Source organism: Nonomuraea sp. PA05 (genome assembly GCF_008086045.1).
Lineage (GTDB): Bacteria > Actinomycetota > Actinomycetes > Streptosporangiales > Streptosporangiaceae > Nonomuraea > Nonomuraea monospora.
On record NZ_VSEY01000025.1, the window covers coordinates 170,550 to 196,507 of the forward strand.

The 25,958-nt window shown below is 72.9% G+C and carries 21 protein-coding genes; 5 read left to right on the plus strand and 16 right to left on the minus strand.

Features of this window, described 5'->3' with window-relative positions:
- Positions 1-87: 87 nt before the first annotated feature.
- The 7 genes from FXF51_RS35190 to FXF51_RS35220 all read right to left on the minus strand — a co-directional run bounded on the left by FXF51_RS35190 (position 88) and on the right by FXF51_RS35220 (position 10,651).
- Entirely contained in the window at positions 88-1,509 is a 1,422-nt protein-coding gene (locus tag FXF51_RS35190) for a pyridoxal phosphate-dependent decarboxylase family protein (protein WP_148439019.1), read from the minus strand.
- Entirely contained in the window at positions 1,506-2,819 is a 1,314-nt protein-coding gene (locus tag FXF51_RS35195) for an MFS transporter (protein WP_187414736.1), read from the minus strand. Before FXF51_RS35195 ends, FXF51_RS35190 begins: the two co-directional genes overlap by 4 nt.
- Positions 2,816-3,436, minus strand: coding sequence for a TetR/AcrR family transcriptional regulator (locus FXF51_RS35200; RefSeq protein ID WP_148439020.1), 621 nt, complete (start codon positions 3,434-3,436; stop codon positions 2,816-2,818). The genes FXF51_RS35195 and FXF51_RS35200 overlap by 4 nt, the downstream gene beginning before the upstream one ends.
- Positions 3,437-3,488: 52 nt before the next feature.
- Entirely contained in the window at positions 3,489-3,911 is a 423-nt protein-coding gene (locus FXF51_RS35205) for a hypothetical protein (RefSeq protein ID WP_148439021.1), read from the minus strand.
- A 161-nt stretch (positions 3,912-4,072) separates the two neighbouring features.
- On the minus strand, positions 4,073-4,396 hold the full coding sequence (locus FXF51_RS35210; RefSeq protein ID WP_148439022.1) for a PadR family transcriptional regulator: 324 nt from the start codon (positions 4,394-4,396) through the stop codon (positions 4,073-4,075).
- Between the two features lie 59 nt (positions 4,397-4,455).
- Positions 4,456-6,984 carry a glycoside hydrolase family 9 protein gene (locus FXF51_RS35215; RefSeq protein ID WP_148439023.1) on the minus strand — a complete coding sequence of 843 codons (2,529 nt, stop codon included), beginning with the start codon at positions 6,982-6,984 and terminating at the stop codon, positions 4,456-4,458.
- 136 nt (positions 6,985-7,120) lie between these two features.
- The gene (locus FXF51_RS35220) at positions 7,121-10,651 is read right to left on the minus strand and encodes an ATP-binding protein (RefSeq protein WP_148439024.1); all 3,531 of its coding nucleotides are present in this window, start codon (positions 10,649-10,651) and stop codon (positions 7,121-7,123) included.
- 170 nt (positions 10,652-10,821) lie between these two features.
- Between FXF51_RS35220 and FXF51_RS35225 the strand changes: the two genes are divergently transcribed.
- Positions 10,822-11,307, plus strand: coding sequence for a hypothetical protein (locus tag FXF51_RS35225; protein ID WP_148439025.1), 486 nt, complete (start codon positions 10,822-10,824; stop codon positions 11,305-11,307).
- 83 nt (positions 11,308-11,390) lie between these two features.
- The gene (locus FXF51_RS35230; RefSeq protein ID WP_148439026.1) at positions 11,391-12,608 is read left to right on the plus strand and encodes a PucR family transcriptional regulator; all 1,218 of its coding nucleotides are present in this window, start codon (positions 11,391-11,393) and stop codon (positions 12,606-12,608) included.
- Here FXF51_RS35230 and FXF51_RS35235 read toward each other — a convergent pair.
- The 4 genes from FXF51_RS35235 to FXF51_RS35250 form a co-directional block, all read right to left on the minus strand.
- Positions 12,592-13,440, minus strand: coding sequence for an SGNH/GDSL hydrolase family protein (locus FXF51_RS35235; RefSeq protein WP_148439027.1), 849 nt, complete (start codon positions 13,438-13,440; stop codon positions 12,592-12,594). The genes FXF51_RS35230 and FXF51_RS35235 overlap by 17 nt on opposite strands.
- Before the next feature lie 51 nt (positions 13,441-13,491).
- Positions 13,492-14,607 (minus strand): alkaline phosphatase PhoX, encoded by a 1,116-nt coding sequence (locus FXF51_RS35240; RefSeq protein WP_148439028.1) that lies wholly within the window; start codon positions 14,605-14,607, stop codon positions 13,492-13,494.
- Between the two features lie 109 nt (positions 14,608-14,716).
- Positions 14,717-15,382 carry a GNAT family N-acetyltransferase gene (locus tag FXF51_RS35245; RefSeq protein ID WP_222871598.1) on the minus strand — a complete coding sequence of 222 codons (666 nt, stop codon included), beginning with the start codon at positions 15,380-15,382 and terminating at the stop codon, positions 14,717-14,719.
- A 23-nt stretch (positions 15,383-15,405) separates the two neighbouring features.
- Positions 15,406-16,890, minus strand: a complete 1,485-nt coding sequence (locus tag FXF51_RS35250) for an APC family permease (protein ID WP_222871599.1) — start codon at positions 16,888-16,890, stop codon at positions 15,406-15,408.
- A gap of 183 nt (positions 16,891-17,073) precedes the next feature.
- Between FXF51_RS35250 and FXF51_RS35255 the strand changes: the two genes are divergently transcribed.
- Positions 17,074-18,759 (plus strand): carbamoyltransferase C-terminal domain-containing protein, encoded by a 1,686-nt coding sequence (locus tag FXF51_RS35255; RefSeq protein WP_148439029.1) that lies wholly within the window; start codon positions 17,074-17,076, stop codon positions 18,757-18,759.
- 120 nt (positions 18,760-18,879) lie between these two features.
- A complete protein-coding gene (locus tag FXF51_RS35260; protein WP_148439030.1) occupies positions 18,880-19,668 on the plus strand; it encodes an N-acetylmuramoyl-L-alanine amidase in 789 nt (262 codons plus the stop codon).
- Here the strand turns inward: FXF51_RS35260 and FXF51_RS35265 are convergent.
- Entirely contained in the window at positions 19,649-20,287 is a 639-nt protein-coding gene (locus FXF51_RS35265) for a TetR/AcrR family transcriptional regulator (protein WP_148439031.1), read from the minus strand. The genes FXF51_RS35260 and FXF51_RS35265 overlap by 20 nt on opposite strands.
- 105 nt (positions 20,288-20,392) lie before the next feature.
- Between FXF51_RS35265 and FXF51_RS35270 the strand changes: the two genes are divergently transcribed.
- Complete coding sequence (locus FXF51_RS35270) at positions 20,393-21,493, plus strand: serine hydrolase domain-containing protein (protein ID WP_148439032.1); 1,101 nt, start codon at positions 20,393-20,395, stop codon at positions 21,491-21,493.
- Positions 21,494-21,551: 58 nt separating this feature from the next.
- Here the strand turns inward: FXF51_RS35270 and FXF51_RS35275 are convergent, their stop codons facing one another.
- From FXF51_RS35275 to FXF51_RS61135, 4 genes are all read right to left on the minus strand, one after another.
- Positions 21,552-21,737 carry a hypothetical protein gene (locus tag FXF51_RS35275; protein WP_148439033.1) on the minus strand — a complete coding sequence of 62 codons (186 nt, stop codon included), beginning with the start codon at positions 21,735-21,737 and terminating at the stop codon, positions 21,552-21,554.
- A gap of 134 nt (positions 21,738-21,871) precedes the next feature.
- Positions 21,872-22,441: a hypothetical protein gene (locus tag FXF51_RS35280; protein WP_148439034.1), complete on the minus strand. Its 570-nt coding sequence runs from the start codon at positions 22,439-22,441 to the stop codon at positions 21,872-21,874.
- A gap of 33 nt (positions 22,442-22,474) precedes the next feature.
- The gene (locus tag FXF51_RS35285) at positions 22,475-23,611 is read right to left on the minus strand and encodes an FAD-dependent monooxygenase (RefSeq protein ID WP_148439035.1); all 1,137 of its coding nucleotides are present in this window, start codon (positions 23,609-23,611) and stop codon (positions 22,475-22,477) included.
- A gap of 73 nt (positions 23,612-23,684) precedes the next feature.
- A partial coding sequence (locus tag FXF51_RS61135; protein ID WP_187414737.1) for an ATP-binding protein occupies positions 23,685-25,958 on the minus strand: 2,274 nt, incomplete at its 5' end.

The window sequence follows — 25,958 nt, forward strand, 5'->3', positions numbered from 1 at the left end:
CCGCACGTCCTTCGTGTTCCGGCATCTGTTCGTCGCACCCCCGGGGGTCCATTTCGGGAAATCCCTATATACCAGACCAATGTGAAGTCACTCGCTGTAGAGGACCGACAGGAAGCGCACCAGCACCGCCTCTCGCGCCTCGGCGGGCAGCGCGTCGAGCACCGTGTTGACCACCGCCATCTCCGGCTGCCCCGTCCCCGGCCGCAGATCCACCCCCACGGACGCGCTCAGCTCGCCGAACGTCGCGTCGTCGATCGCCTCCAGGTCCAGCCCCGCCACCAGCTCGATCAGCCCTTTCGGCAGCACGACGGGCCCGCGCTCGCGCGCCGCCGCGGCCGACTCGGCGATCACCTTCAGCATGGCCTCGACCCCCGACAGGGTGACCCCGGTGACCGTGACGTGCAGGTTCGCCGGGATGCCCGCGTAGGAGAGCTGCGGCTGCAGGAACCAGCCCCGCGCCCGCGCCTCGTCGGCCAGCACGAACACGTCCACGTCGGCGCCGGTGAAGGCCACCAGCGACGACTCGGGCGTGCCGAGCACCCGCAGCCCTGGGATCTCCGCCAGGCCCGCGCGCAGCCTGCGGGTCGCCTCCAGCGTGGTGCGGCCCAGCTCGGCGTACCCCGACCGGCCCAGCGACTGGAGGGTGGCCCAGGCGCCGCCGAGCGGGCCCGCCGACCTGGAGCTCTGCACGGTCGCATTGATGATCGTGTAGCCGGGCCAGGCCGCCGACGCGAAGTACGCCTTGCGCCGCGCCGCGGGATCGGCGAACAGCAGCACCGAGGCGCCCTTGGGCGCGTAGCCGAACTTGTGCAGGTCGCAGGAGATCGACGTCACGCCCGGCACGGACAGGTCGAACGGCGGGACCTCCGCACCCGCCTCCCGCAGCCAGGGCAGCAGCCAACCGCCCACGCACGCGTCCACGTGACACGGCACGCCCGCCGCCGCGGCCACGGCCGCCACCTCCTCGACGGGGTCGATCACACCCTGCGGATAGGACGGCGCGGAGACCACGACCAGGATCGTGTCCTCGTCGATCGCCGCCTTCATCTCGCCGGCCCGCACCTTGTACGTCTCCAGGTCCACCGGCACGGGCCTGACCACGACGCCCAGGTAGTGAGCCGCCTTGTGGAAGGCGGGATGCGCGGTCACCGGCAGCACCAGGTTCGGGCGGTCGCGGCCGGCCAGGTCGCGGGCGGCCTTGACGGCCAGCATGATCGACTCGGTGCCGCCGCTGGTGAAGATGCCGTGGCCGCCGCCCAGCAGGCCGGCGACCGCGCCGACGACCTGCCGCTCCATCTCCACCACGCTGGGGAACGCGGTCGGGTCCAGGCAGTTGACCTCCAGCATCTCCAGGTACGCCCGGGTCGCGGCGTCGTTCACCTCGGCCCGGCCGGTGTCGTAGACGTAGGCGGTCACCTGGCCGCCACGCACCGGCAGGTCGTGCTCCTTGAGCCGGGCCACCTCGGCCAGCAGGTCTTCAGCGGTCCTCCCCGTCGGCGGCAGGTTCACACGGTCTCCTTCTTCGTCGTGAGCCGCCCGTACCGGACGACGAACGGCAGGCTGATCAGCATGAGCAGGGCGGGCAGCGCGGTGAACCCGAGCAGCAGCCCGGTCAGCGCCCCCGCCGGTTGCGCGACGGGCGACTCGACCGGCGCGGAGACGAACCCGGACACGGTCAGCACCAGCGCGAACAGGCCGGGCCCGAGCGCCAGCCCCGCGGTCTCGCCCGCCGTCCACAGCCCGGTGAACGCCCCGGCCTGGGCGTGCCCGGTGCGGGCGGCGTCGGCGTGCACGGTGTCGGGCAGCAGCGACAGCGGCAGCAGTTGCAGCGCCGCGTAGCAGATCCCGGCCAGCGCGGTCAGCGCCAGCGTCGCCGCGGTCCCGCCCGCCGCGACGGCCGGGACCAGCGCGACCGTGACGCCGCAGAAGCCGGCGGACGCGGCCAGGTAGCAGCGCACCGGCCCGTGGACGCGGGCCAGCCACGCCCACACCGGCACGGCGAGCATGCTCGGCCCGACCAGGCAGACGAACATCACCGAGGTCAGGCCGTAGTCGCCCAGCCGGTACGCGGCCACGTACGGCGCCCCGGCCAGCATCACGGCCACGGCCAGGGCCTGCGTCACGAACGCCGCCAGCAGCACGAAGAACGGCACGTTGCCCCTGGCCAGGCGGAAGGCGGCCACCGGGGCGAGCTGGCGCGGCCCCGGCCTGGACGGCACCCACCGGGTGGCCAGCGTCGCCCCGGCCAGCGCCGCCGCCATGACGGCGCCGACCGTCACGCCCATCACGGCGTATCCGGCCCGGCCGCCGCCCGCCAGGTCCACCACGGCCGGGGCCAGCCCGCCCGCCACCAGGATGCCGACCGTCAGGCACACCACCCGCCAGGACATGATCCTGGTCCGCTCGCCCTGGTCGGGCGACATCTCGGCGGGCAGGGCCACGTACGGGACCTGGAAGCAGGCGAACGCGCTGGCCGCCAGCAGGAACGCCGCCCCCGTCCAGACCGCGCCGGGAAGGTCTCCCGGGACGGCGAACATGAGCGCGAACGTCACCGGCAGCGCGACCGACCCGACGGCGAGCAGGCGGGTCCTGCGGCCGGTCCTGACGGCCTCGCGGTCGCTGGCGGCGCCGACGAGGGGGTTCAGCAGCACGTCCCAGATCTTGGGGGCGACCAGCACGAAGCCCGCCACGGCGGCGGGGACGCCCAGCACGTCCGTCAGGTAGTACAGGAGCAGCAGGCCGGGCACCGCGGAGAACACGCCGGTGCCGACGGAGCCGATGCCGTAGCCCAGCAGCCTGTCCCTGCCGAGGCGGGTCACCGGGGGTCGCCCGGCAGGCCGAGCGTGCGGTGCAGGCTCTGGTGCAGGTGGGCGCGGAAGCGGCGCAGCGCCGCCCGGTCGCCGGCCGCCCGGCGGCGGCCCTCCGCGTCCAGCACGCCGCCCTTGGCGAAGCCGTGCACGGTCCAGATGACGCTCCACACCGTGTAGTCGAGGTCCGTTCCGGCGGAGATCAGCCCGGCCTCGACGGCGGGCCGCAGCGCGGCGCCCACCGCGTTCAGCAGCGGCTGGACGTACTGGCGCTCCAGCTCGGTGATGTCGCTGGCGTCGGAGAGCCAGCGGTGCATCCACAGGGCGGGCACCTCGGGGTTGTCCACGCAGAAGTCGAGGTAGTCGTCGGCCAGGCGGTGGATGGCGGCCACCGGGTCGTCGCCGGGCAGCCGGGCCAGCGCCTGCTCCAGCGCCGCCTTCTCGGCCCGGTGGGCGGCCTCCATGACGGCGAGGTACAGCTCCCGCTTGCCGCCCACGTGGTAGTTGACGGTCGCGATGTTCAGGCCGGCGGCGTCGGCGATCTGGCGGGTGGAGGTGCCGTCGTAGCCGAGTGCGGCGAAGAGCTGCGTGGCGGCCTTGAGTATCACCTGGGCCTGGCCGGATGTCATGCGACCGAAGGTAGTTCGGTCACCCTCTCCCGGTCAATCGCTTGATGGAGACTCAGTCGGGAGCCCAGTACTTCTCCATGATCTTGTCCAGCTCCCTGACCACCGGCCGCCAGGTCGAGGGCACGTCGTACACGCTGGCCCGCCGCTTGTCGTAGGCCAGCGTGTACTTGATGAAGTCCGCGCCCTGCGGCGGGCGCTGCGAACGGCCGATCTTCAGGTGCCGCAGGTAGCCGCGCAGCTTGCGCTCCTCCTTGGCGGTCAGGCACTTGTCGATGGTCGGCCCGGTACGGCGGCTGAGCCGTACGCACCCGCTGCCGTAGACGACCACGCGGTCGTTCAGCCCCGCGAAGCCGCCCTGTTTGCGCAGCTCCACGAGCACCCGCTTGGGGGCGACCTCCGCCTGCGCCGGAGCCATGGACGTGCTCAGCGCCGGCAGCAGCAGCGCGGGCAGGAGCACGATTCGCCAGATCGTCATGTCCGTTAGACGTCTCGCGGGCCCGATCGGCTCACCTGAGTGCGTTCACCGGCTCCATCCTGGCCGCGCCGAGCGCGCGGCGCAGGCCGATCTCCTGGGTGCGCTCCATCACCAGCGTGAAGTCGGCGCTGCCGACCAGCGAGACCATCCGCCTGGCGCCGTCATGCGCCGGACGGTCGCAGGACCAGGGCCGCCGCCTCCTGCATCCGCCTGGCCTCGGCCTCCACGAGCGCCTGGCCGTCGGGGGTGATCCTGAAGTAGCGCCGGTCGCGGCCGTTGACCGTCTCCTCGTGGTCCACGGTGATCACGCCGCGCTCGTTCAGGCGCTCCAGGATGCCGTAGAGCGTGCCCACGGAGGGCTGGACCCGCCCCCGCGACAGCTCCTTGATCGTCTTGCTGATCGCGTGGCCGTGCAACGGGCCGGCGCGGAGTGCCGTGAGCACGAAGTACATCGGCTCGCTGACTTCAGAGGTTCCCCTGGGCATGAGGACGACGCTATTCCGTTCAACGGAGTGTCCGCAACGCCCAGGGGAACCCTGTGCCGCTACTTGCAGCGCGCGCCGTTGAGGTGGAACACCTCAGGCGCCGGGTTCGGCCCGGCGGCGTTCGTGCCGTTGAAGCCGAACGTCACCTTCTGCCCCGGCTTGATCTTGCCGTTCCAGCGCAGGTCCTTCGCCGTCACCACCGAGCCGGACTGCGACAGCGCCGCACCCCAGGCGTGCCCGGCCCGCTGCCCGCTCAGGAACGACCAGCGCAGGCTCCAGCCGTCCACCGGCTCCTTGCCGGTGTTCTCGATCACCACCTGCGCGGTGAACCCGCCCGGCCACGAGCCGTGCGCGGTGTAGCGGACCCGGCAGTCCGCGCGCTCGCCCCGGTCGGCCAGGAACGCCGAGACCCAGGCCAGCGGGGAGTTCCAGTTGATGGTCAGCTCGTTCGTGGCCCACGACTCGATGTGGTCGATGTAGCAGAACTGCGGCTCGCAGCCCGTGAGCAGCCGCTGCGCCAGCGGGTCCTGGATGGCGGAGTTCGGGCCGCCCGCCAGCGTGCCGACCGGCGGGTTGGGCAGGGCGGGGTCGAGCTGTCGGGCGTACCAGCGGCTGTGCTGGTTCTTCGAGGCCACCTCGCCGTAGCCGGTGACGTACGACTGGTTGAGCGCGTTGCGGCCGAGGATGTAGTCCATGCCCTCACGCACGGCCGCACGGTACTTCTCCCTGCCGGTCAGGTCGTAGGCGGTGGCCATGACGACCAGGTTGTTCAGCACCAGGTTGTTGGAGCCCCAGTCGAAGTCCGGCGGGTTGTACGGCAGCCCGTACGGGTGCGCCGTCTGGATCGCCAGGTACTTCTCGGCCCCCTCGACCACCGACTGCCGCACCCGCGCCCGGTCCGGCAGCGCGTTCGGCACGGTCGCCAGCTCCAGGCGGCCGAGCTGCGCCGTGTTGCCCCAGTCGAAGCCGCGCTCGCGCCAGATGTCGCCGGTGTGGTGCGGCGAGGCCAGCACGAAGTCCTTGAACTCCTTCTCGCCCGTCGTCAGGTACAGCTCGGCCGCCGCCCAGTAGAACTCGTCGCTCACGTCGCCGTCGCTGTAGGAGCCGCCGCCGATGCCGTCGTTCGGGTCGGCGTACTTCTCCGGGTTCGCCTTGGCCGCCGCCCACGCCTTGCGGGCCGCCGCGAGGTTCCTGGCGGCGAACGCGGCGTCGTACGGCGCGTACAGGCGGGCCGCCTGCGCGGCCGTCGCCGCCAGGTTCAGCGTGGCGGCCGTGGACGGCGGGTGCAGCTCGCGAAGCTGCGGGTCGAGGTGGGGCAGCAGGGGCAGGCCCGTCCAGTTCTGGTCGTGGATCTTGTGGTGCGCCATGCCCGCGAACGGCTTGCCGTCCGGGACCTGCATGCTCAGCAGGAACTCCTGCTCCCAGCGGGCCTCGTCCAGGATGTCGGGCCGGCCGTTGCCGCTCTCCGGGATGTCGAGCTGGCCGTCCCCGAACGCGGCCTTGTCCCGCTCGTAGGCGGCCATCAGCTGGTGGACGGAGATGCCGCCGTTGACGACGTACTTGCCGTGGTCGCCGGCGTCGTACCAGCCGCCCTTGACGTTCAGGCTGTAGTCGCAGACGCCCGGCTGGCACGGCACGCTCACGTCGCCCTGGTTCGGCGCGACGCCCACGTGACCGGCGGGACGGGCGTAGCCGGGGCGCAGGCTGTCGAGGATCTCGATGCCGCTGCGCTGCGTGTAGTAGAACTTCAGCGCGTCCACCGGGAGCTGGTCGTACAGATCGGCCGCGATGTCGAACGGCCTGCTCGTCTCGCCGTCCGCCGACAGCGTGAAGCCCTCGCCCGCCTTGCGGTAGCCGGTGAAGTCCAGCGTGTGGACGTTCTGGCCCGAGCTGCCGTCCACACCCCTGGGGACGGTCTCACCGGAGGCCACCGTCTCCTTGTCGGCGTTCTTCAGCTCCCACTCCAGCGGCTCGGTCGCCTCGGTGACCAGCGTGGCCTTCTTGGGGCCCGCGGGCAGGTAGCCCACCATGTTCACGCGCACGCGGGGGCCGGTGTCCGGCTCGTACTCCTCGGGTTCGGCGCCGCCCCTGAGCGACACGTCGTCCATGCAGAACCTCCAAGGCTCGGTGCTCCCGCCCAACTGGAAGACGACCTGCGCGTTCGGCAGCGACACGGGGGCGGTGAAGGTGTAGGAGTAGCTGTTGCCCGAGACGCTCATCTCCGGCGCGGCCGACAGGTACTGCGTCCAGGGGTCCACCGGAAGCTGGATCAGCGCCCTGCCGACCTTGGCCGGGGTCGCCGAGGCGTAGAACCTGTAGGCGTACGTCTCGCCCTCCACCAGCGGGAGGTCGTTCTGGCCGATGATCACGTCCCACGGGTTGGCGGTGCCGCCGGGGATGTCGGCGCAGGCCCGGCCGTCCTGCACGGTGAGTGCGGTGTTGCCGGTGCTCCACCAGGGGGCGGTGCCGGCGTCGAAGGTGCCGTTCACGATCTGCTCGGGTCCCTCGTCCGCGGCCTGGGCGGCGGTGGCGGGGGACAGGGCGACCATGGTGAGAAGGGCCAGTAAGGCGGCCCGGCATCGGGTCATGGAGGTCCTTGGGGGGAGAAATTGGGAGCGCTCCCAAAACAGCGCGGAATCCGATCCTCCTTTCCCGCCGTCGCCCCGTCAACGGCTGCGCACAGCACCCTTCCGAGAATCGTGAAACTTTCACGCCCCGGTGTGCTCAAGAGCCGAGGTACTGGATGATCTCTTCGGCTCTGCGCCGGTCGTAGGGGGTGGCCAGGCGAGTCGCGGTGGCCAGGGCCTGCTCCGCCGCCTCGCGCGCCGCGGCCCGCTTGCCCGCGGCGGTCAGGACGAGGGCGCGGGCCCAGCCGAGCCGCGCCGCGGCGCCCGGGTTCCTGGTGGCGTAGCGGGCCAGGTGGGTGTGGAGGAGACGGATGCTCTTACGGTCGGGCCAGGGGTCGAGCGACCAGAGCAGCTCGGCGAGGCCGGTCCAGCACTCCAGCATGCCGCGCTGGGCGGCGGGCAACCGCCCGGCCAGGGTGAGCGCCGTGGCCAGCACCTCACGCGGGTCCTCGCCCGCCACCCCGCGCCCCAGGGCGGTGCCGGACGCCTGGCGTTCCCGCAGGGTGAGGCGGGCGGTGGCGGTGATGAGGCGCATCTCCTGGATGGTGGGCAGGACCGGGCCGTCGCACAGCCCGAGCTCCTTCTCATGCGTACGCCGCCGCTCGTGCGAAGTGCGCGCGGCCGACAGAACCGCGCCGATCCGCGCCACGGGCACCGCGTCGAGCCGCAGCATCGCCTCCGCCTGCCCGATCAGGCACCAGTGGCGGCCGATGTCGTCCCCGCCCACCCGCCTGGCCGCCACCTCCGCCGTGGCGGCGAACAGCTCGGCCGCCCGCTCGAACCGTCCCTGGCAGAGCGCGGTCTCGGCGAGCAGGCCCGAGCAGTTCTCCGCCACGCGCGGGGCGAGCGTCCTGGCGCGGCACTCGGTGAACGACCGCCAGGCCGCCTCGAACGCGCCCGCGTAGAGCTGGTCGAGCCCCCGGGCCAGCTGAGCGCGGCTCGCGGGCTCCGCGGCGTGATCGACGTCCGCCAGGGAGCGGTCGGCCAGTGTGCCGTAGCGGGTGGCCAGGCGGTGGCGGCCGGCGACGCGGGCGATCGTGGCGGCGTTCGCGTACGCCTCCGCCCGCAGCGCGGCGTCGCCCGTACGTTCGGCGGCGTTGAGCTGGCGCAGCGAGGCGGCCAGCATCGTCAGGACGTCGTGCTGATGGAAGGCGAGCCTGGCCAGCATGGTCAGCGCCTGCGCGGCCTCCCGCCCGTCCGGGGAAGACCCCGGCGAGCGGGGCCGTGGCGACCGGTGCGCGGGCTCGCGGCCGTTCCGCGACGGGCCGGGCGGAAGTAATCGGTGCGCGGCCTGCCGGGCCGTGGCTGCCAGCAGCCGGACGGCCTGCCGGGCTGCGGCGGCCAGTGATGCGGCGGCCAGGCCGCGCCGCGACTCCGGCAGCGGCTCGCCCAGCGCCTCCAGCGCGGCCCTGGCCAGGCGGGCCGCCTCGTGCTCCCTGGCGAGGTGGTGTTCGCTGGTTCCCGCCATCCACAGGTGACGGGCCCGCAGCCGGGCGTCCTGCGAGGTACGGGCCAGGTGCCGGCGCACCACGGCCGCCGACTCCTCGTACAGGCGCAACCGCAGGCACAACGTCCAGTACAGCTCCAGGAAACGGGGCCGCCCCGACGCCGCCCAGGCCGTTCTGACGTTGTCCATCTCCACGCCGAGCGCGTCGGTGGCCGCCGCGTCAGAGGCGTCCTGGAGGGCGCCCGCGTGCTGTTCGAGCAGCCGGCCGAAGTAGGCGGCGTGCCGCCTGCGCGCCGCCCTGCGCTCCTCCGGGCTCAGGTGCGCGGCGGCGTACTGCTGGATGAGCGGGTGGACGGCGTAGCGGCCCGAGGGGGCCAGCCGGATCATGCTGTGGTCCACCAGGCGCACCAGCACGTCCGGGGTGGCGCCGGCGACTTCGACGGCCGCGTCCAGCGTGCAGCCGCCGCCGAACACCGACAGCGCCGTCAGCGTCCGCTGCCCCGCCGGGTCCAGCAGCCGCCAGGACGTCTCGAACACCGTGCGCATGCAGGCGTGCCGCGAGCGCGCCGCCGGGCCCGCCACCGACAGCAGGCCGAGGCCCGCGCCGAGGTGCCTGGCCAGCTCCGCGCACGGCACGGCGCGCAGCAGGCCGGCCGCCAGCTCGATCGCCAGCGGGAGGCCGCCGGTGGCGGCGCAGATCGCGGCCACCAGGGCGGCCTCGCGGTCCGGGTCGAACGCCGGGCACGCCTGCGCCGCCCTGGCCGCGAACAACGCCTCCGACGCCGGGGCGCGCAACCCTTCCACCGTTACCGTCACCTGGCCGGGCAGGTCCAGCCGCCGCCTGCTCGTCGCCAGGATCCGCAGCTCGGGGGCGGCGGTCAGCATCGCGCCGATGACCTGGTCGAAGGCGGGGAGGTGTTCGAGGTTGTCCAGGACGAGGAGGAGGGGGTGCGGGCGGGTGGTCAGGGCGTCCATGAGCAGGCCGAGGGCGGGGCGTGGTGGGGAGAGGTCCACGTCGAGGCGGCGGGCCAGCGTCGTGACGGCCGCCTCAGGACGCACTCCGGCGAACGACACGAACGCCGCCTCCCACCCGCCCACCGCCCCGCTCGCCGCCCCGCCCGGTGCGGCCCATTCCGGCCCGCGCTGTGCGGCCCATTCCGGCCCGCGCTGTGCGGCCCATTCCGGCCCGCGCTGTGCGGCCCATTCCGGCCCGCGCTGTGCGTCGCCTCCCGGCTCGCGCTGTGCGTCGCCTCCCGGCTCGCGCGAGGCGGCGCTTCCCGGCCTGCTCGCCGTCGCGTTTCCCGGGTCGGCGGACGTCGGGGCGGGTGGGGTGGAGGCGGCGATGGCGAGGCGGGTCTTGCCGATGCCGCCCGGCCCCACCAGCGTGACGAGGCGTTCGCGGCCCAGCAGCGCCCGCAGCCGCCGGATGTCGGCGTCCCTGCCGACCAGTTCCGTCCCGGGCGCGGGCACGCGGGCGCGCAGGGCGGGCGCGGGTGGCCGGGCGGCGAGCTGAAGCCGGACGGCGCGGGTCTCGGGCGCGGGCTCGATCCCCAGCTCGGCGGTGAGCCGCCGCCGCAGCTCGTCGTAGCAGGCCAGCGCCCCCGCCCGGTTCCCGGCGCGAGCCAGCGCCGTCATGAGCAGCCGGTGCGCCTCCTCGTCGTACGGGTCCAGCCCCGCCACGATGTACGCCAGCCGCGTCACCTGCTCGGCCGGCTCGTCGCGGGCGCCCATGAGCACTTGGCGCAGCAGCAGCCGGACCCCTCGGCGCTCGCCCTCCAGCCACTCGGCGAAGGCGGGCGCGTCGCAGAACGAGACGCCGTCCATGAAGTTGCCGCGCCACAGCCGCAGCGCCTCGGCGACGGTGGGGGCCTGGGCGAGGTGCCGGCGGTCGACGAAGCATCCGTCGGCGGCGCGCAGGCGTACCTGCTCGCGGGTGATGTCGAGCCAGCCGCCGACCTCCCTGCGCAGCTCGGACAGGGCCAGGCGCAGGCTGCCCTTGGCGTTGGCGTCGGGCCGCTCGCCCCACAGGAGCGCGGCGAGTTCGGCGCGCGACCGGGGCGCGGTCGTGGTGGCGAGGTAGCAGAGCAGTGCGCGGGCCTTGGCGGAGCGGACGCCGACGGGCATCCCTCCGACGGCGAGCTCCGGAGAGCCCAGCAAGAGCACCGTCAGTGACGCCGTCATGGATCAGGAGGGTAAGCACAGAGCCACTCCCGTTCTGTGTGAAAAGTTACACAAGGCCTGTGTTCTGCGTGACTCACCTGGGCGTTAACGGTGCGCTCACGGTGCTGTCCGCACCCTGATGCCGCGTCTCGGCGAAGGCCGCGGAGACGACGCACATCGAGGAGCACAGCATGCACTCTCACAAGCTGATCGCCGCACTCGCCCTGGCCGCCGGCCTGGCCGCACCCGCGGTGCTGGCCGCGAGCCCGGCCACCGCCACGGCCATGGCCGCGAACTGCCGCGTGGAGCTGTACGACATCGACAACCTCAACGTCGACGAGAGGGACGGCAAGGACGAACTCCGCTTCCTCGTCGGCGGGAACCTGTTCCCCAACAACGGCTACGTCAACATGCGCAACGGCGACGACGCCGACCCGGCCGACTTCGGCAACCCGAGCACCGTCGTCGGCAACTCGGGCAGTGTCTCGTTCAGCCTGCGCGAGGTCACCCCGCCCGTCGTCGGCAGCGGTGACAGCCTCGGCTCCATCTCGGTCTCGGGCAGCAGCGTGTGCGCGCCGCTCGCGACGAACGCCGTGGACTACGTGGAGGACTTCATCGACGGGACCGACGAGACCTTCTACTCCTATCAGGTCAAGCTCAAGGTGACCGGGCTGTAGGCCCATCGGCGGTAGGGCCCCGGCCTCAGGGGTGGTGAGGCCGGGGCCTTCATTAATGGCTCACCCCGTGGCAGGGTTCGAGCGTGGTGCGCCCACTCGAACTGGCCGGCTGCCCGATGCACGAGCTGCTCGACCGCCAGAGCGCCAAGCTGGCCAGGCGGCTCGTACGGGGGTTCGCCGAGCGGATCCCCGTCTACCGGCGGCTGCCGGAGGAGGAGCTCGACGGCGACATCACGGCCATCACCGAGCACAACCTGCGCCTGATCTCCCGGGCCTTCCGCGAGCGCCGGCCGCCCGTCAGGGCCGACCTGGCGCCGCTGCGGGAGTCGGCGGCCCGCCGCGCCCAGGAGGGGGTGCCGCTCGAAGCGCTGCTCTCGGCCTACCACCTGGGGGCGCGCATGGTGTGCGAGAAGCTGTTCGCGGACGCCCGGCCGGACGACCTGGACGACGTGCTGGAGGCGGGCCGGATCGTGCTGCTCTACATGGAGGCGGCGACGGCCGCCGTCTGCTCGGCGTACCTGGAGGAGCGCGAGAGCCTGCTCAGCCAGGAGCAGCACGCCATGCACGCCACCGTCGCGGCGCTGCTCGGCGGTGACCGGGCGGCGCTGGCGGGCGTCCGGCTGCCGCCGCGCTACCTGGTGCTGGCGGTCGCGGCCGGACGGCATCCCGACGAGGACGGGCCGGGCGCGCCGGTCGCCGGGCGGCGCAAGCTGCACCGGCTCAGGACCGCGTTGCAGCGGTACGCGGCGGAGCCGGTGCTGCCCGCGCTGGACACGGCGGGCGGGCTCGTGCTGGTGCCGTTGCAGGGGGAGGAGCCTGAGCCGGGCGAGCTGGCGCGGGCGGCGGCCAAGGCGGCGGGGGTGCCGATGTGGCTGGCCGCCGAGTGCGCGCCGCCGCAGGGGGTGCCGGCGGCGGCGCGGCTGGTGGAGGAGGTGCTGGAGGTGGTGCGGGTCTTCGAGCGGCCGCCGGGCGGTTACCGGCTGGCCGACGTGCTGCTCGAATACCAGCTCACCCGGTCGAGCCAGGCGACGGCGCTGCTGGCGGGGCTGCTCGACCCGCTGCTCGACAACCCCGATCTGCTCAGGACGCTGACGGCGTACCTGGGCACGGGCCTGGACCGGCGGCGGACCGCCGAACTGCTGCACGTGCATCCGAACACCGTCGACTACCGGCTGCGCAGGGTGGTCGTCCTGACCGGGCTGGATCCGATGGACCCGGCCCACCTGCAGCGGATCGGGGCCGCGCTGGCGGCCCGCCGCCTCACCGAACGCCGCTGGCCACCTCTCAACGGGCTCCCGTGACGGCGGCCGTGACCGCCACCGCGAAGCCGCGCATCCCCGCCGCGTTCGGGTGGAACGGCGCGGCGGGCGAGGCGGGCACGTACGGCTCGATCCAGCGGGTGCCGGCCGAGGCGCACGGGTCGTGGCCGACGCTCGGGGTCTGCAGGTCGATGAAGCCCACCCCGGCCGCGGCGGCCTGCTCGGCCAGCATCTGGTTGAAGTACCGCAGTGTCGCCCTGATGTAGTTGGCGTCCGCCCTGATGATCGGGACGCGCGGGTAGCAGCCGTCCTGCCGCGCGTACGTGCCGTACCCGACCATGAAGATCCGGGCCTGCGGGGCGCGGGCGCGGATGTCGGACATCAGGGTGACCAGGACGGGCCGCAGCGCGTCGGTGTCCACCCGCCACTTGTCCTGGCCGCCCACGTTGTAGTCGTCGTTGCAGGCGTCACCGATGGGCGGGGGCAGCAGGTTGAGGCAGTCCTCGATGAAGTCGGTGAGGCCGACGTCGTTGGCGCCGATCTGCACGGTGACGAGCGTGGTGCTCGGGGTGAGCGCGTCGAGCTGGGGCGGCACGTCGCCGAGCTCGGTGCTCTGCGGCTGGTACATGTCCTCCGTCTCGGCGCCGGAGCAGGTCACGTCGCGGAACGTGGCCGCGCCGATGGCCTGGGAGGTCAGGCGCGGGTAGTTGCGGTCGGAGCGCAGGCAGCCGAGGTGGATCTGGTTGGGCACCAGCGGTCCCGCGGCGGCCGAGTCGCCGAGCGCCACGTACACCTCGGCCTGGGCGTGCGCCGGCGGGGCGAGGCTCAGGACGAGCCAGGCGGCGGCGAGCAGGGTGAGCATCCGTCGGACCATGGTGGACTCCTTCCGGCAGGGGGGTGGGGGGTGTCGGAATCCGTGGTCGGGTCAGCGGCGGAAGGGGCCGGTCACCTCGTAGGTGATGCCTCCGGTGCCCGCGCTCTCGCCGCTGGTGCCGCGCTGGGAGGAGAAGTAGAGCCGGGTCCCGTCGGGGGAGAACGCGGGCCCGGTGATCTCCGACTGCGCCTGCCCGTCGAGGCGCATGATCGGGGCCACCACGCCGTCGGGCGTGATGATGTTGATCTCCATGTTGCCGCCGTCCTCGGCCACGTAGAGGTCGCCTCGTAGGCCGGTGACGTTGTCGACGCCGTCGAGGGTGCCGGTGCCGTCGTAGATCGCGGTGACGGTCTGGCGGGCGGTGTCGTAGGCCCACACCTTGCGGTCGCCCTTGGCGGTGAAGTAGCAGACGCCGGCGGCGTAGTGGCAGCCCTCGCCGCCGTTGAAGTGCCTGGCCTCGGGCACCTGGTGCCTGGTCTGGCGTTGCAGCACGGCGGGCGAGGGGTCGGGCACCTCGCGCCACACGACGCCGTCGCCGCACAGCACCTCCAGCCGCCCGCTGGACAGATCGCCCCAGGTAGTCGGGGTGAACCGGTAGAAGCAGCCGTCGGACTCGTCCTCGGTCAGGTAGACGACCCGGCGGTCGGGGTCGCAGGCGGCGGCCTCGTGCTTGAAGCGGCCCATGGCGGGGCGGGGCTGGGCGGCGCGTACGCCGTACGGGTCGGTCTCGTACACCCGGCCGCGGAAGATCTCCTCGCACGACAGCCAGGTGTTCCATGGGGTGGCGCCGCCGGCGCAGTTGAGGTTGGTGCCGCTCAGTATCCGGTAGGCGCGCTCGATCGACCCGTCCGCCCTGAACTTGATCGCCGAGGCGCCGCCGATCAGCGGCACCTCGGAGTTGGACACGTAGATCCAGCCGGCGCCGTCGGCGAAGCAGGCGCCGCCGTCGGGGGCCGGGTGCCAGAGCGTGCCGCCGACGCTGCGGCCGGTCCGCGCCACGATCCGCCCGGTGAAGCCGGCGGGTAACGCCATGCCGTTGGCGTCGGGCGCGCCGAGCGGCCCGTACGGGCTCTCGCCTGCGGAGACCGACGCCACGGCCTCGTGCCACACCGCCCCGGAGAACGCCACCGAAGCGGGCAGGGCTGTCAGGAAGGTACGGCGGCGCATGAGGGCTCTCCCGTGGTCGCGGTTGGATTCGCAGACACACGATGAGCCATGCTCGTCATTCTGTGAACTGGACAGGGGAGTAAATGTCGGCGGTCAAATCTGTGACGCCTCACAAATCGGCGCCCGGCCTCCACATCGGCCAGTACAGGGCGCCGTCCGGCAGCGCGAACGGCTCTCGCGCCTGGTAGCCGTGCCGGGTGTACAGGTCGCGGTTGCGCGGGTCGCTGGCCTCCAGGTACGCGGGGAGCCCGTCGAGGCGGGCGTGCTGGTACTGCAGCAGGGCGGTGCCGAGGCCCTCGTTCTGCCGCTCGGGGTGCACGGCCAGGAACGCCAGGTGGTGGTGCGGCGCGGCCGGGTGGTTCTTCTCGAACAGCTCGTCCAGCGTGCGGAACCGGTCGACCCATTCGCCGGTGGCCTCGGCCAGCCTGCGGCCGTAGTCGTGCGGGGCGGGCAGCGGCGAGGTGTAGGGGAACCACACCGCCACGGCGGGGCCGTCGTCGATGAGGTGGATCTCTCCGTGCTCGACGGCGTGCTCCACGAAGATGCGGAAGTTGGCGGCCATGATCCGGTGCCGGTCCCTGCGGCTGGGCACCAGGTAGGCCATGGGGCGGAGCCCCGCGAACGCGGTCGCGATCAGGTCGGCGACCCGCTGCGCGTCGTCCGCCGTCGCCAGGCGGACGGCGGGCCGTAAGGCGAACGCCGCCTCACTCTCGCGGTGGAACACCGGCCAGGGCCCGAACGCCTCTGCCGGCCCTGCTCGGAAGGTCTCCTCCATCGGCCCAGGTCTCCTCTCGTCGATCATGCGCCGTCGGGGACGGTGGCGGCCTTGGCGCCCATCCCCACCGCAGCGTAAACGGCGGGCCGTCCGGCACGCAGCACGAACGCCCACACCACCCCGAGCGCCGCTGCGGCCCCGTAGACGGCGGGCAGCACCCACGCCAGGGTGTCACCCTGAGGTACGCCCAGCAGCGCCCAGAAGTTGTCGAGCGCCAGCCACACCATCACGGCCAGCGCGATCGCGGCGGGCACGGGCGCGATCACCCGCCTGCCGAGCGTCTCGCCGCTCGGCTGCCGGGCGAAGAAGGCGATGACCGCGACGGACGTCACGAAGATCAGCAGCAGCACGCCGAGGCCGCCGAACGCGCCGCCGTAGAAGAAGAGCTGCACGAGCGGGTCGAGGCCGAGCGCCGCGTACAGCAGGATCGTGGCCAGGCCGAGCAGGCTCTGCGCGATCGAGCCGGCCTGGGGCGCTCCGGTGCGGGCCCGCGTCCTGGCGAAGAGGGCGGGCAGCACCCGCTCGCGGCCGAGCGCGAAGAAGTAGCGGGCGCTGGTGTTGTGGAAGGAGATCATCGCGGCCAGGACGCTGGTGGCGAAGAGCACCCTGCCGAGGTCCACGACGAAGGCGCCGAGGTGCTGCCCGGCCAGGACGAAGATGGTGTCCGCCTGGTGCTGCCGAGCGGTGGCCACGATCTGGCCGGGCCCCGTGGCGACGGTCATGGCCCACGACGACAGCGCGTACACCAGGGCGATGATCGCCACGGACGCGTACGTGGCGATCGGCACCGTCCGCCGCGGCCGCCTGCTCTCCTCGGAGAACACCACGGACGACTCGAACCCGACGAACCCCAGCGTCGCGAGCACCAGCAGCGCCCCCACGCCGGGCACGAACAGCGCGGCGGGCGACAGCGTGTCCGCGGAGTAGCCGCCGGCGGCCGGGTTGATCAGGTCGGCCAGGTCGAACAGCAGGATGACCGCCACCTCGGCGGTCAGCAGCACGGCCAGCAGCCGGCCGTTGACGTCCACGCGCATCAGGCCGAGCGCCGCGACCAGCGCCCAGGCGGCCAGCGAGACGGCCCACCAGGCGGGCGTGACGCCCAGCCACCCTTCGAGCAGCGGCGCGGTCGCCACGCCGAACGCGCCGTAGAGGGCGACCTGCAGCGTGTTGTACGCGATGAGCGCCATCCAGGCCGCCGCGATGCCGGCCGGGCGGCCCAGGCCCCTGGTGATGTAGGTGTAGAAGGCCCCGGCGTTGGCCAGGTGACGGGCCATCGCCACGTACCCGACCGCGAAGAGCGCGAGCACGACGCCCACGACCAGGAAGGCGATGGGCAGCCCGGTGATCCCGGTGACGGCGTAGCCGGTGGTGACCACCCCGGCGACGACGGTGAGCGGCGCGGCGGCCGACAGGACGAAGTAGACGACCGTGGGCGCGCCGAGCCGGTCGGCGGCCAGCGCGCCCGCCGCGGGTTCTTGCCCGGGGCCGGTCGGGGAGGTTTGCGGCACGTCCGTATGGTGCGGCGGATCGCCGATTCCGGCCAGCACCGCGCCGGCCACGCTTTACTGCTCCCGGCCGCCGCCGCTTCGCCAAGGACAAGCTCTGCTGACGTGTCCCTTACGCGGTTGAGAGATCCACTTGTTACGACCTGGGGTATCGGTGCCCGTGATCACGATCAGGAGGCACTGTAGATGGCGAACTTTCCCATCGTCGTCGGTATAAATCGCACCAAGGATGGCTCCATCGCCGTCGCGGTGGGCGAGTCCGGCATGTACAGCCTGCAAAAGGAGCGCGTCAGCCGGCGCAAGCACCACTGGGGCCGCCTCGGCGACCTGCCCGACCGCTACCTACCGGCCATGCCGCTGCTGAAGGAGCCGGTGGACCTGGTCGTGGAGGGCTACTCGTCCGACACCGAGGTCGAGCACGCGCCCGCGTACCAGGAAGAGGCGCGCGAGACGCTCGGGCTCAGGGACGGCGCGCCGATCGTTCTGGTCTCGCACCACCTCTCCCACCTCTACGGCGCGTTCTACCCCTCGCCGTTCGAGGAGGCGGCCGGGCTGGTCATCGACGCGCGGGGCAGCCGCGTCAGGGACTTCACCGAGGACGTCCCGCTGCCGCCTGGCACGGGCGGCGACCTGCTGGAGGTGGCCTCGTTCTACCGGTGCGGGCGCGGACGCCTGGAATGCCTGGCCAAGCAGCTCTGGGACGGCGACTGGGCCAGGCCCGCCGGGCTCGGCTGCTTCTACACGCTGCTGACGAGGATGTTGTGGCCGGGCACCGAGGGCGAGGAGGGCAAGGTGACGGGCCTGGCGGCGTTCGGCGACCCGGACGCGCTGGGCCTGCCCGACCTCGACGTGCGCGGCCACGAGGTGCACATCCCGGCCGCCTGGCTGCGGACGTTCGGCCGGGGGGACGCGTTCGTCTACGAGCCGGGCGGCGAGGAGTTCCGCCGCGCCGCGAACCTGGCCGCCGCCGGCCAGCGCGCCTTCGAGCGGGCGCTGGCCCGGGTGGCCGCCTGGCTGCACGCCGAGACGGGCCTGGACGCGCTGGCCTTCGCCGGCGGCGCCGCGCTCAACTGCTCGGCCAACGGCACGCTGATCCGCGAGTCGCCGTTCCGCGAGGTGTTCGTGCCGCCCGCCCCGCACGACGGCGGCACGGCCGTCGGCTGCGCCCTGTACGGGCTCATCGCCTGCCTCGGCGTGGACAGCCACTTCCGCTGGACGCACGACTTCCTCGGCCCCGACGCCGACGCGAGCCAGATCGACGCCGCCGTGCACGCCCTGCCCGCCGGCCTGTACGCCGAGCAGCCGGACGACCTGGCGGGCGCCCTGGTCACGCTGCTGGAGAGCGGCCGCGTCGTCGGGCTGCACCAGGGCCGCAGCGAGTCGGGGCCGAACGCGCTGGGCAACCGCAGCATCCTGGCCGACCCGCGCGACCCCGACATGCAGGACTACCTGAACTTCCAGGTCAAGGGCCGCGAGTGGTTCAGGCCGCTGGCGGCGCTGGTGCCGGCCGAGCACGCGGAGGAGATCTTCGAGCTGGACCGGCCGGCCCCGTTCATGCAGTACACCGCCGCCGTCCGGCCCGGGCACCGCGACCGGCTGCCGGGGATCACGCACGTGGACGGCACGGCCAGGGTGCAGACGGTCACCCGGGAGACCACGCCGTTCCTGCACGCGCTGCTGACCAGGTGGCACGAGCGCACGGGCACGCCCGTCCTGATCAACACCTCGCTGAACGGGCCGGGCGAGCCGCTGACGGAGACGCCGGAGCACTCGATCGAGACGCTGATCGCGACCGGGACGCACGCGCTGGCGATGCCGCCGTACCTGATCCGCAAGCAGCAGGAGCCGCCCGCGGCGGGGCTGCGCGGCTGAGCGGCCGCTCACCCGCGCGACGGAGCGGTCCTGCCGAGCGGCCGACCGCGTGCGGCGACACGAAATCGCAGGTCAGCGGGGTCTTGGGATTCGGGTGCCCGGCCCGGTACGGTCGGTGACATGCGCGCCTACCGAGCCGGACCCGTGGCCCTGGCCATGCTCGCCGCGCTGTCCGCCGGTTGCGGCGGCGGCGCCGCCGTGCCCGCCGCCCAGAAGGTGGCACTGCCCGCCTCGCCATCAGGTGGCGGGAAGCCGCTGGCGGGCAAGACCGTGGTGCTCGACCCGGGGCACAACGGCGGCAACGCCTCGCACCCCAAGGAGATCAACCGCCAGGTCGACATCATCACCGGCCGCAAGGCGTGCAACACCACCGGCACCGAGACCGACGACGGCTTCCCTGAGCACGCCTTCACCTGGGACGTCGCGGGCAGGCTGAAGCCGATCCTGGAGGGCATGGGCGCCAAGGTCGTGCTCACCCGCCCCGACGACAAGGGCGTGGGCCCCTGCGTCACCGAGCGGGCCGCGATCGGCAACGAGGCCAGGGCGGACGCGGTGCTGTCGATCCACGGCGACGGGGCCACGCCTGGCGGGCACGGCTTCCACGTGATCATGCCGGGGCTGCTGCGCGGGCACAACGACGACGTGGTCAAGCCGTCGGCCAGGCTCGGCCGCGACATCCGCGACGCCTACCGCGACGGCACCGGCATGCCGTACGCCACCTACACCGCCAAGAACGGCCTCGACACCCGTACCGACCTGGGCGGGCTGAACCTGTCGAAGCGGCCCGCGGTGTTCATCGAGTGCGGCAACATGCGCAACAAGGGCGACGCCGCCAAGATGTCCGACCCCGCCTTCCGCGAGCGCATGGCCACCGCGCTGGCCGACGGGCTCAAGCGCTTCCTGGGTTAGCGTAGGCGCGCAGGAACACGGCCACTCCCGCCTCTGCCAGGCGTTCAAGGTCGGCCTGCGTGTAGTGCTCGCCGATGCCCGAGAACATCACCTTGTTCACCGGGATCCACAGCAGCAGGCCGACGAAGTGCTCGGCGGCCAGCGCCGGGTCGTCGGCACGCAGCAGGCCGCGCTCGGTCAGCTTCTCGAACGCCGTGGTCATGGTCTTGAGCGAGCGTTCGAAGCCCTGCGCGTACCAGGTGCGGCCGAGGTCGGGGAAGCGGTCGGCCTCGGCGATCACCAGCCGGCGCAGCCGCAGCACGTCGGGGCTCATGATGCGGGCCAGGAACTGGCGGGCCAGCTCGCCAAGGTCCTTCTCCAGGTCGTCGCTGTCCTCCAGCGCCGCCGTGATCATTTTGGCCAGCCCCTCCACCTGGCCGGTGGTGTCCATGATGATGCTGGTGAAGAGCTGTTCCTTGTCGGTGAAGTGCTTGTAGACGGTCTGCTTCGACACCGCGGCCAGTGCGGCCACCTCGTCCATGCTGGCGCCGACGTAGCCGTTGCGCAGGAACACCGGGAGCGCCGCCTCCAGGATCTGCCTGCGCTTGCGTGCCGTCCGGCCGTCCTCTTCCGCTGCCATCGACCGCCCTCTCGTTCGCCTGCTCCGTACAGTACTGGACAGTTCCGTACTGATGTGAGTACTGTACCGTCTAGTTTCCTCGACGAACAAGGATATGGACACGTCATGAGTGATCTTCAGAAGCAGGTGCAGGAAGCCGCCGACAGGCTCGTCGAGTCAGGCGAGGAGCGCGGGCTCCAGGTGGCCGTCTACCGGGACGGCGTCCAGGTCGTGGACGTGGTGGCCGGCGTGGCCGACCCCGAGACCGGCCGGCCCGTCACCTCCGGCACCCCCTTCTACAACTTCTCCATCGGCAAGGGCGCTACCTCCGCCGTGGCCCACGTGCTCGCCGAGCGGGGGCTGTTCGGCTACGACACGCCCGTGGCCGAGCTGTGGCCCGAGTTCGCCCGGCACGGCAAGGAGGCCGTCACCGTACGGCACGTGCTCTCGCACACGGCGGGCGTGCCCGGCGTGCCGCTCGACACCACCCCCGAGGACGTCTGCGACTGGGACAAGATGGTCGCCGCGCTGGAGGACGCGGAGCTGTGGTGGGAGCCGGGCACCAAGATGGGCTACCACGCCTACACGTTCGGCTTCCTCGTCGGCGAGATCGTCCGGCGGGTGACCGGCAAGCCCATCTCGCAGGTGCTGCTGGAGGAGGTCTCGGGGCCGCTGGGAGTGGCCGGCGAGCTGTACTTCGGGATGCCCGAGCGGGAGCACGCCCGGCTGGCCCGGCTGGAGGACGTGCCCATGGACATGTCCGAGTGGGGCGAGATGCCCGCTGACCTGCCGATGCTCAAGGCCGGGCCGATGACGCTGATGCCGAACGCGGAGCTGGGCAGCCGGCCCGACTACCTGTCGGCCGACATCCCGGCCGGCGGCAAGACCTCGGCCAGGGCCATCGCGCGGATGTACGCGGCGCTCATGGGCGAGGTGGACGGCGTGCGGCTGATCACGCCGGAACGGCTGCGCGAGGTGACGGCCGTGGCGTCGAGCGGCGCCGACGAGGTCTTCGGCATGCCGTCCGCGTGGGGGCTCGGATTCAACATCGGCCGGCCCGGCTCCACGCCGGAGCAGACCCCGACCGTGTTCGGGATCGGCGGCGCCGGCGGCAGCGCGGCCTGGGCCGACACGGCCACAGGCACCGCGTTCGCGCTCACCAAGAACCGGCTCACCAACGACTTCGCGGCGGCCGAGCTGCTCAGCGGGCTCGTGGAGCGCTCCTGACCCCGGTGGGCCGCCGAGGGGTCAGCCGTCCCGGCACAGCGGCGTCCGGCCGAGAGGGTCAGCCGTCCCGGCACAGCGGCGCGCCGCCGACCACGCAGGCGATGTCGTCGAGCGCACAGCTCAGCAGGGTGCCGTCCATGCCGAGCACGAGCACCAGGTCGCACCGGGACGGATGGGCCAGCACGACCCTGCCGACGGCGCCGTTGCCCAGGATCACGGTGGGGCGGCCAGCCGTGTCGTTCATCCCCACTTGGCTCCTCTCAGGTCCGGAACGAGGCCCCCAACGGACCTGTCCCCACCAGGATGCACAGGCTCGGCCCCCGAGCGCATCCGTCATGCGGCCGTAACTCTGTACGTCCTGAGTAGGAGCCCCATCTCTCAGAGCTTGATGCCCCTGACGATGGCGGCGAGCTCGGGCACCAGCGGCTGGCTGGCCATCACGGTGACGACGACGCCGGGACGCTCGACCCAGCCGACGAACCGGCCATGACCCAGCGCACCGTCACCCTCCTTCCTGAGCACCGTGCGCCCGCCCAGCTTCACGGTCCGCGGGTTGCCCGCGAACGTGCCCCCGCTCACGGGCAGCTTCTTCAAGTGCGACAGCTTGGTCGCCTTCGGCCAGCACACCACCCGCACCCACAGAGACCGGTGCGCGAGGTCGATGTCGTCACGATTGTCGGACCAGGTGTAGCCGTACTCGGTGATGCCGTTGTCCTTCATCGCCGAGAGCCAGCCGTTGGTGAAGCCCTTGGGAAGATGACGGACGCGCACACCCCTGAGTGCCTTCGTGCCCTTGGCGGGCTTGTCGCTGTCGTCCTGCCCCTTCAGCTCGGCCTTGGTGGGCGCCGGGCAGGCGGGGGCGGCGGTCGCGGCGTGGGCGGGGACGGCGATCAGGGCCGCCGCGAGGGGCGCCGCCGTCAGGGCCGCGAGCACGTTCTTGGTTCTCATGCCGGGATTGGATGCGGCCGGTGCGAAGAAAGTTCAGTACGACTTGATCGTGATGTCCGTGGCGAACTTGTCGGTCATCTTAAGCATCAGACCCATGAGGAAGCTCGACTTGAACATCCAGTTGCGCATGCGCATGTGTCCCGTGGTGGGCGGCGCGAGGAAGGGGCCGGCGTTGCCGTTCTTGGCGATCTTGGCGTACGGCCTGAACTGCCGCTCGTACTCGGCGAAGGCCACGTGGTGATCGCCGCGCGCCGTGGCCAGCTCGCCCGCCAGCACGTACGCGCCCACCACCGCCAGCCCCGAGCCGAAGCCGCCCAGCGTGTTGCCGTACCCGGCGTCGCCGAGCAGCGCCACCCGGCCCTGGCTGTAGCGGTCGATCCCGACCTGGCTGATGGAGTCGAGGTAGACGCTGTCCGACCGGCGCACCGCCTCCATGATCCGCGGCGTCCGCCAGCCCATGCCCTGGTACGCCCTGGCCAGCAGCTCCCTCTGCTGCCCGGTGTCGTAGCGGTCGTAGGTCAGCGGCTCGGAGGCGAAGACGAAGAACGCCGGCGCCTTCGGCCCGCCCGTCGCCACCATCCTGCCGGGCTCGTTGTACATCTGCGGCTTCCCGCCGAAGTTCCCGTCGATGTCCACCAGGGCGTAGTAGTAACCGAGGTGCCGGACATAGTCGGACTCGGGGCCGAAGGTCAGGCGGCGCACGTTCGAATGGATTCCGTCCGCGCCGATGACCAGGTCGTAGGTGCGGGGCGCGGTGCGCTCGAAGGTGACCTGGACGCCGCCGGGGGTCTCGGTGAGCGAGGTGATCGAGTCGCCGAAGACGTACTCGCAGTGGGGGGCGGTGCGTTCGTACAGGAGCGCGGCCAGGTCGCCGCGCTTGATCTCCAGGGCGCCGCCGGTGAACTCGCCGGGGATCGTCGCCAGCCCGCGGCCGTTCGCGTCCACGATCTCCTGGTCGGTGCCGCCGGTCTGGAGGCGGCGCACGTCGTCCAGGATGCCCATGCGGCGCAGCACGGTGAGGTGGGTCTCGCCCTTGAAGTCCACCGCCTGGCCGCCGGGGCGCAGGGTGGGGGCCTTCTCGACGACGGTGACCTTGAAGCCGTAGCGGGTGAGCCAGTGGGCGAGGGCGGGGCCGGCGATGCTGGCGCCGGAGATGAGGACGTTTCGCATGGTGGGAAGCTTCGTGGGCGACGCTGACAGTGGGGCGACTGCCGGCTGACAGTGCACGGCGCGGCTGTCAGCGCTACAGGCCCGCGGTGGCGCGCAGGGTGGTGAGCGCCTCTTCGCGGCTCATCGCCGCCCCCTTCGCGTACGCCGCCGCGAACGCCTCGGGCCCGAGCACGCGGGTGGCGCCCGACGCCGTCGCGGCCACGTCGCGATCCCCGGCCACGGCCGTGCCACGCACCGCCGCCCCGATCCCGAGCAACACCGCCGCCCGCCGCGCCGCCGCGTCCCTGCCTGCTGCACGCCCCGTGGCCTCGGACAGGGCGTGCCCGGCCAGCCCTTCCGCCACCTCGGCCACGTCGCTCGCCAGCGGCGAGCCCACCGCGGCCGCCAGCGCCCGCGCGTGCATGCGCCCCGCCCCCTCCACGTCCCCCCGGGCGGCGGCCAGCCGCCCCAGCGCGGTGTACACGCGCGACCGAGTCCCCCCGGCCGTGAAGGCCCCGGTCTCCGAGCCGGACAGCGCCGCGTCGAGCCGCCGCTCGGCCTCGGCCAGATCGCCCTGGTGCCGCGAGATGTCCCCGAGCTGGAGCTGCACCCAGCTCATCAGCTCCGGCCGCCCCAGCCGCCGCTCCAGCTCACCGGCCCGCTCGTTGTCGGCCCGCGCGGCCTCGGCGTCACCGGCCCGCCAGTGCGCGTTGCCGCGCCTGCTCAGCACGTCCGCCAGCTCGTCGAGCGCGCCGAGCTCGGCGAACAGGGCGAGCGCCCGGTCCCACAGCTCCATCGCCGGCCGCCAGTCGCCGCGCCAGCTCGCGATGAGGGCCAGCCAGTCGAGCGCCTGCCCCATGCCCCACCGCTCGCCCAGCGCGCCGAAGTCCGCCAGCACCTGCTCCAGCCTGGTCTCCGCCTCGGTGAGCCGCCCGTCGTGCAGCGTCATCAGCGCGACGCCGAGCTGGTCGAGCGCCCGGCTCCACGAGTCGGTCCTGGACATCCACCGGCCCCGATCCGCGGGTAGCCCGCCTTCGGGCGGGCCCGCGATCATGCCCCACAGCGCCACGCCGAACCGGTAGCGCATCGGCTGGTCCAGCGACCCGACGATCTCCTTGGCCGCCTCCCAGTGCGGTGAGCCGGTGTCGGGCACGGCGTGCAGCACGGCCAGCACGTACTCCTCCGCCAGCCCGGCGGGCGGCTCGGCGCCGGTGGCGTCGAGGAGGCGTTCGGCGTGCCGGACCGCCTGGCCGCGCCGGCCCGTCAGCCACCAGTACATGCCCAGCGTGCCCACCAGCCGCCACGCGGTCGGCCTGTCGTGCTCGACGCTCCAGCGCAGGGCCGCTTGCAGGTTGGCGTCGTCGGCCGACAGGGAGGCGAGCCAGTCGAGCTGTTCGCCCCGGTAGAGGTGTTCGTGGGCGCGTTCGGCGAACCGGAGGAACCAGGTGGCGTGGGCGTGCCGCAGCCGTTCCTCCTCGGCCGCCTCCGCCAGGCGCTCCAGGCAGAACAGGCGGATGGTGTCGAGCATCTGGTAGCGCTCGCCGTCGGTCTCGACCAGCGACTTGTCCAGCAGGTCGGCCAGCACGTCCACAACGGTCTCCGCGGCGCCGCCGCAGACGTGTTCGACCGCCTCCAGCGTCGCGCCGCCGGTGAACACCGACAGGCGCCTGGCCAGCGCCTGCTCATCGGCCCCGAGCAGGCTCCAGCTCCACTCCACCACCGCGTGCAGGGTCTGGTGGCGCGCGGCGGCCGTGCGGTCGCCGCGCGAGAGCAGCCGGAACCGTCCGTGCTCGGCCAGCCGGTCGGCGATCTCCGCCACCTTGAACGTCCGCACCCGTGCCGCCGCCAGCTCGATGGCCAGCGGCAGCCCGTCGAGCGCGGCGCAGATCCGCAGCACGTCGTCCAGGTTGCCGGGGTCGAGCTCGAACCCCTGCCGGACGGCCGCCGCCCGGTCGGCGAACAGCCTGACGGCCGGGTAGGCCATCGGGTCCAGCGCGTCCGGGGGCGGGGTGGGGAGAGGCGCGAGCGGGACGAGGTGCTCGCCGGTGATGCCCAGCGGTTCCCTGCTGGTGGCCAGGACGGTCAGGCCGGGGCACTGGGCGAGCAGGCGGCGGGTGAGCGCGGCGGCCTCGCCGATGACGTGCTCGCAGTTGTCCAGGACGAGCAGCAGCTCCTGCCCGGCCAGCGCGGCGACGAGCCGTTCCGCGGGGTCGGGCGCGCCGGCGGCGGGCGGCCTGAGCGCGGGCTCCCGCACCCCGAGCGCCCCGAGCACGACCTGCGCCACCTGCCCACCGACCGCCGCCCCACCGACCGCCGCCTCACCGACCGCCGCCTCACCGACCGCCGCCTCACCGACCGCCGCCTCACC

What these genes read in the sequence shown, in the direction of transcription:
- FXF51_RS35235 (WP_148439027.1), bottom strand. Translation starts at nt 13,440, where the DNA reads ATGGTCCGACGGATGCTCACCCTGCTCGCCGCCGCCTGGCTCGTCCTG.
- FXF51_RS35260 (WP_148439030.1), top strand. Translation starts at nt 18,880, where the DNA reads ATGCGCGCCTACCGAGCCGGACCCGTGGCCCTGGCCATGCTCGCCGCG.
- FXF51_RS35200 (WP_148439020.1), bottom strand. Translation starts at nt 3,436, where the DNA reads ATGACATCCGGCCAGGCCCAGGTGATACTCAAGGCCGCCACGCAGCTC.
- FXF51_RS35285 (WP_148439035.1), bottom strand. Translation starts at nt 23,611, where the DNA reads ATGCGAAACGTCCTCATCTCCGGCGCCAGCATCGCCGGCCCCGCCCTC.
- FXF51_RS35280 (WP_148439034.1), bottom strand. Translation starts at nt 22,441, where the DNA reads ATGAGAACCAAGAACGTGCTCGCGGCCCTGACGGCGGCGCCCCTCGCG.
- FXF51_RS35275 (WP_148439033.1), bottom strand. Translation starts at nt 21,737, where the DNA reads ATGAACGACACGGCTGGCCGCCCCACCGTGATCCTGGGCAACGGCGCC.
- FXF51_RS35205 (WP_148439021.1), bottom strand. Translation starts at nt 3,911, where the DNA reads ATGACGATCTGGCGAATCGTGCTCCTGCCCGCGCTGCTGCTGCCGGCG.
- FXF51_RS35215 (WP_148439023.1), bottom strand. Translation starts at nt 6,984, where the DNA reads ATGACCCGATGCCGGGCCGCCTTACTGGCCCTTCTCACCATGGTCGCC.
- FXF51_RS35255 (WP_148439029.1), top strand. Translation starts at nt 17,074, where the DNA reads ATGGCGAACTTTCCCATCGTCGTCGGTATAAATCGCACCAAGGATGGC.
- FXF51_RS35240 (WP_148439028.1), bottom strand. Translation starts at nt 14,607, where the DNA reads ATGCGCCGCCGTACCTTCCTGACAGCCCTGCCCGCTTCGGTGGCGTTC.
- FXF51_RS35210 (WP_148439022.1), bottom strand. Translation starts at nt 4,396, where the DNA reads ATGCCCAGGGGAACCTCTGAAGTCAGCGAGCCGATGTACTTCGTGCTC.
- FXF51_RS35270 (WP_148439032.1), top strand. Translation starts at nt 20,393, where the DNA reads ATGAGTGATCTTCAGAAGCAGGTGCAGGAAGCCGCCGACAGGCTCGTC.
- FXF51_RS35245 (WP_222871598.1), bottom strand. Translation starts at nt 15,382, where the DNA reads ATGGAGGAGACCTTCCGAGCAGGGCCGGCAGAGGCGTTCGGGCCCTGG.
- FXF51_RS35220 (WP_148439024.1), bottom strand. Translation starts at nt 10,651, where the DNA reads ATGACGGCGTCACTGACGGTGCTCTTGCTGGGCTCTCCGGAGCTCGCC.
- FXF51_RS35265 (WP_148439031.1), bottom strand. Translation starts at nt 20,287, where the DNA reads ATGGCAGCGGAAGAGGACGGCCGGACGGCACGCAAGCGCAGGCAGATC.
- FXF51_RS35225 (WP_148439025.1), top strand. Translation starts at nt 10,822, where the DNA reads ATGCACTCTCACAAGCTGATCGCCGCACTCGCCCTGGCCGCCGGCCTG.